This is a genomic window from Microseira sp. BLCC-F43 (assembly GCF_041929235.1).
Classification (GTDB): domain Bacteria; phylum Cyanobacteriota; class Cyanobacteriia; order Cyanobacteriales; family Aerosakkonemataceae; genus Microseira.
Genome location: NZ_JBHFNP010000138.1, coordinates 1 through 4,468 on the forward strand (window position 1 = coordinate 1; position 4,468 = coordinate 4,468).

Annotated in this window: 5 protein-coding genes and 1 tRNA gene; 1 reads left to right on the forward strand and 5 read right to left on the reverse strand. The window is 45.3% G+C overall.

What is annotated here, in order from left to right; all coding sequences use genetic code 11:
• The coding region (locus tag ACE1CM_RS19590; protein ID WP_374879523.1) for a HEAT repeat domain-containing protein at window positions 1-2,260 on the forward strand (2,260 nt) is incomplete at its 5' end.
• A 377-nt stretch (window positions 2,261-2,637) separates the two neighbouring features.
• On the opposite strand, the gene ACE1CM_RS19595 is transcribed toward ACE1CM_RS19590, so the two are convergent.
• The 5 genes from ACE1CM_RS19595 to ACE1CM_RS19615 form a co-directional block, all read right to left on the reverse strand.
• Window positions 2,638-2,829: a hypothetical protein gene (locus tag ACE1CM_RS19595; protein ID WP_374879525.1), complete on the reverse strand. Its 192-nt coding sequence runs from the start codon at window positions 2,827-2,829 to the stop codon at window positions 2,638-2,640.
• Window positions 2,829-3,053, reverse strand: a complete 225-nt coding sequence (locus ACE1CM_RS19600) for a DUF2281 domain-containing protein (protein ID WP_374879527.1) — start codon at window positions 3,051-3,053, stop codon at window positions 2,829-2,831. The genes ACE1CM_RS19595 and ACE1CM_RS19600 overlap by 1 nt, the downstream gene beginning before the upstream one ends.
• 128 nt (window positions 3,054-3,181) lie before the next feature.
• Window positions 3,182-3,589: a type II toxin-antitoxin system VapC family toxin gene (locus ACE1CM_RS19605; RefSeq protein ID WP_374879529.1), complete on the reverse strand. Its 408-nt coding sequence runs from the start codon at window positions 3,587-3,589 to the stop codon at window positions 3,182-3,184.
• Window positions 3,573-3,953 (reverse strand): hypothetical protein, encoded by a 381-nt coding sequence (locus ACE1CM_RS19610; RefSeq protein ID WP_374879531.1) that lies wholly within the window; start codon window positions 3,951-3,953, stop codon window positions 3,573-3,575. Before ACE1CM_RS19610 ends, ACE1CM_RS19605 begins: the two co-directional genes overlap by 17 nt.
• 58 nt (window positions 3,954-4,011) lie before the next feature.
• Window positions 4,012-4,083, reverse strand: a tRNA-Thr gene (locus tag ACE1CM_RS19615).
• Between the last annotated feature and the right edge of the window lie 385 nt (window positions 4,084-4,468).

Genomic DNA, 4,468 nt, shown 5'->3' on the forward strand with positions numbered 1-4,468 from the left:
TGCGGCACAAGCATTGGGCAACCTGGGAGAGGCGGCTAAACCCTATGTTAAAGACATCCTCGACATCCTCAAAGATGAAAACGCGGACGCATATATTCGTAGCGGTGCGGCACAAGCATTGGGCAACCTGGGAGAGGCGGCTAAACCCTATGTTAAAGACATCCTCGACATCCTCAAAGATGAAAAGGTGGACGCATATATTCGTTACGGTGCGGCAGAAGCATTGGGCAACCTGGGAGAGGCGGCTAAACCCTATGTTAAAGACATCGCCAATATCCTCAAAGATGAAAAGGTGGACGTAAATGTTCGTTACTATGCGGCACAAGCATTGGGCAACCTGGGAGAGGCGGCTAAACCCTATGTTAAAGACATCGCCAATATCCTCAAAGATGAAAAGGTGGACGTAAATGTTCGTAGCAGTGCGGCAGAAGCATTGGGCAATATCAGAAAACTGGAGCTAAACGAGGTTGTTGTCGTCCTAGATCGGGTCTATGAGCGAAATCAGCAAAACGTTAAATTTGAACAGTGGCGATTTTTGACCTATTTCCTGGGTGGCGGTACGGATGAGGTGAAAACCTTGCTCAAATGGCTTGGCTATCCTAAAGCACCTCCTACTAAACCCGAATACGAAGAAGCCAAGAAAACACTAGAAGTCTTTCGCGATGCCTGGACGGGAAGTGAGAAGCTGGAACGATTGCGAACAGACTTAGCAAACAAAATAGCCAAAGTTGCCCGTAGTGTCTCTTGGAAACCCCAAGACATTCCCTTACTGCAAACTCACCACAACAACCTGAAAAAAGGCAAATACGACCAAGCCGATACGGTGCAGTCAGCTATCAATGATGTGGCAATTTGGAAGTGGTTTTCCAACGCCCGAAACACCATCTTGATTCATGCTACCTTTTGGCTTGCCCTCATCTTCGCCTACCCCAAATCTGCCCAAGTCCAAGCCATCTTTTTCTGGAACCCGTGGGTACGCAAGATTCTCGGTGTGGGTTATGTCGGCTTTCTCCTCACCTGGGTTCCCTACCTGCGCCGCAAACTATTTGAACGCTTCAAACCTTCCCTACTAGCCGATGCCGGATTAGACAATTTCAGTTCCCTCGCCTACTTCGGAGAATCTCAAGTCAAACTTCCAGGTACAGAAGCAATCAAACCCGTTACCGAAGCACTACCCAGCATCCAAGGGCAAATCATCTTAGAAGGCGATTCCGGTTTAGGCAAGTCGATGTTTCTGCGCCATCTCGTCAAAAATTCCCCGCGCATCGTCGTCTATCTACCCGCCCAAAAATGCGACAAAGGTGTGATAGAAGCCATTCAAGAAAAACTGCACGGACAAGCACAAGATGCCGAATTCCTCAAAAACCTAATTTATAGTGGCGCTATCGATATCTGCATCGACGGACTCAACGAAGTCTCCGCCGAAACACGGGCTAAAATCGTCCATTTCGTCGAACACTATTTCCGGGGCAATGTCATCATGACGACTCAGCCTTTAGAGTGGATACCCCCCTCAACCGCAAAAACCTATTACTTACAACCCCTAGAAACCGACCAAATCCAGAAGTTTTTAATTTCCCGTCAGCCAAGACTGCCCAAAGATGCCAAAATTCAAGGAACTGATTACGAAAAAGGCTGCACCCAATACCTAGCAGACGCCCTCAACAACCAACAACCCCCGGAAGATTTAGAAGCCGCCAAAAAGAGACTATCCAACCCAATGGATTTAACCCTCGTCGCCCTCATGCTATCCCAAGGCAAAACACCCGACCTATTTCGCCTGCAAGAACAACAATACAACCTGATGGCAGAAGAATTCCTGGAAGAATGGAAATACCAATTTCCCCTGAAAAAATTCTCCGAAGCCGTTTACAACATGCGATGTAACGACGAAAAAGCCTTACCTAACGAGCAATTTTGCCAAGAATTACAGTCTCTAGAAGATGAGAAATATAAGATGGTAGTCAGCCGTCAGTGGAAAGACGAAAAAGGAGAAGCGAAGAAAGAATGGTACTTCCGCCACGACAAAATTATGGATTTCTTTCTGGTACAAAACTTTCTCGGCAACAGTCCTGAAACCGAAGCAAGATTAATCGACCACATGGACGATCCGCGATTTCGGGGTGTTTACTTCTTATTAGCAACCTTACTACCTTTAAATGACGCGAAAAAACTCCGCGAACAGTTAATTCAGTATGCCGCCGATACAAAAGATCATACAGTCAGCGATACATTTGTGCAGTTATTGCGGACTCGATGATGGGATGATATTATGTTCGGTAGCCTCTGCCGGGGCGGGTTTATATCGTGTCCGGTTGTATCAGAGAGTAGGGGCAGGGTGAAGCATTCGGATACAAGACTTTGCGTTTCTTACAGAAATTATCGCCCGAATGCTAATGCCTCCGGCACGCTGCGCGAACACCCCTACAAACATACAGAACCAATGCTACCGGACACGATATAAATTATCCTAAATACTTGCTCGCAAATTCTTCTGGAGTTAAGCACTCAAACTCGCCTGTTTGTTTAGCCAAAGCACGAATCAACTCATGATTGGCAGAAACAAAACACTGCGCCTTACCATTCTTAGCTGTTAGATATAGCGAATTCCACTCGAATGAGGTACACCTGAGTTTGTCAAGCGCGCACCCTTAAGGGTGCGCGCTTGACAAACTCAGCGATGTCGCTGTACCTCACGCGGCTGCAAGCCGCTATAGGATTACCAGCATTAACTGCTTGTTCAAATGCTGTTAATGCTGCTTCTGATAGCCGATCTAGATCAAAAATGTACCAAATCAAAGCATGTGTATCTGTTACTACTGATGTCATTAAACGATCTCCCTCGGAAAATTGCCCCACATTTCTTTCCGCGCCAGGGCAATATCTTCTTCGGTGATGTCTACCTTTAGATCGGCACACAATCCTCTAACGCTACGTAAGGGAGGCTTAGCCTGCATTTTTTGATACAAAAATTCCACAAAATCCAATAATTCTTGCTGCTTATCTACAGGTAACTGCCGCAACTTCTCTAAAACAGCTTGCTCAATGTTCATAGATTTTTCTCCGGGCTTAACTGAACTTGGTTCCTCTTCCCCAAACCCCACTCATTGTAACAGGCGGCTTTTATAGCTATTTGGATCGGCAGCGCCAATCAATAATGTGCAGACACGCGATCGCACTCTCATCCCAGCAACTCCCAATCCTCAATTTGCAGTCCTTCAATCCGGTTAAACTCGCGGGTATTGTGAGTCACTAAAATTAAGTTATTCGCCATTGCGATCGCTGCAATTTGAAGGTCATAAGGCCCAATAGGAGTTCCTACAGCAGCAAGTTGAGCGCGAATGCGACTATAAATTATGGCAGCATTATCATCAAAAGGTAAGGAGACAAAACGATTGAGAAATTCTTGCTGTCCAGCTAGCGTTCTCTCTGGATTGTTACTTCTCATCGCCCCGTAAAATAACTCACTCTTAACAACGGAACAAACAGCCACATCTTCTGGAGATAAAGTTTCTAACCGCCGACGTACACCAGACATGGGGCGGTTCAAGTAAGCAATACAGGCATTAGTATCAAGCAGATAAATCATCCCAGTTCCGTTCTTGTAATTCTCCCTGCGAATACCGCACTAACGGTTCATCTTGGAAACTTCCAGCCGTCTTTTCAAAGAAACCTACAGGCCATCCTAACTCTTCTGGGGTTTTCTTTGAAACTGGCGTGACAGGTTTAATTGTTACTGTAACTTCTAGATCGGTATCTTTAAACTCTGTGGGAATTTTCAGTTGTAATATCCCATCCAAACCTACATGAGAACGGATTAAAATTTTAGATTGAGTTACTGTTTCTATAATGTGCTTTAATTCTGCTTGCAGCGATCGCCCGCGTTCCTTAGCAAGTAATTCCAATATTTCTATCACCGCAGGGTCTAGATCTTCAAGAATCATTTTAGTCATAACTTGTTCATAAGACACGTTAGCACTAGCGTAACGCACCTTACTCTATCCTTAAAAAAGCCGATGGTGGGATTTGAACCCACGACCAACTGATTACGAATCAGCTACTCTACCACTGAGCTACACCGGCACTGCCGATTTACTATCATAGCAGACTTCCCGAAAAATTTACCTATTTCAACAAGAAGGCTCACATCTACCTTTGGGTAGGTGTTGAGATGAATTGTTGGGCTTCGGACGAAACCATCCCCGACCAATATCAACCGTCAGGTTGATTAGAGACTGAGGTGGTTGAGGAATCGCCAATCTCCGGGCTTGGTAATCGGTCAATCCAATCTTCTACCAATTGAGTCATCGTCTTTTCTTTGTCAGCCGCATATAGCCTTAGCTTATTGAGCCTACGCTCGGTTATCCTTAAATTCAATCCCTTTTTAGTCATAACCATCTACACAATATCTACATCAATGATACTATATTAATGGTCGATGACCCTCGCGACTGTATGGAACAGAAAG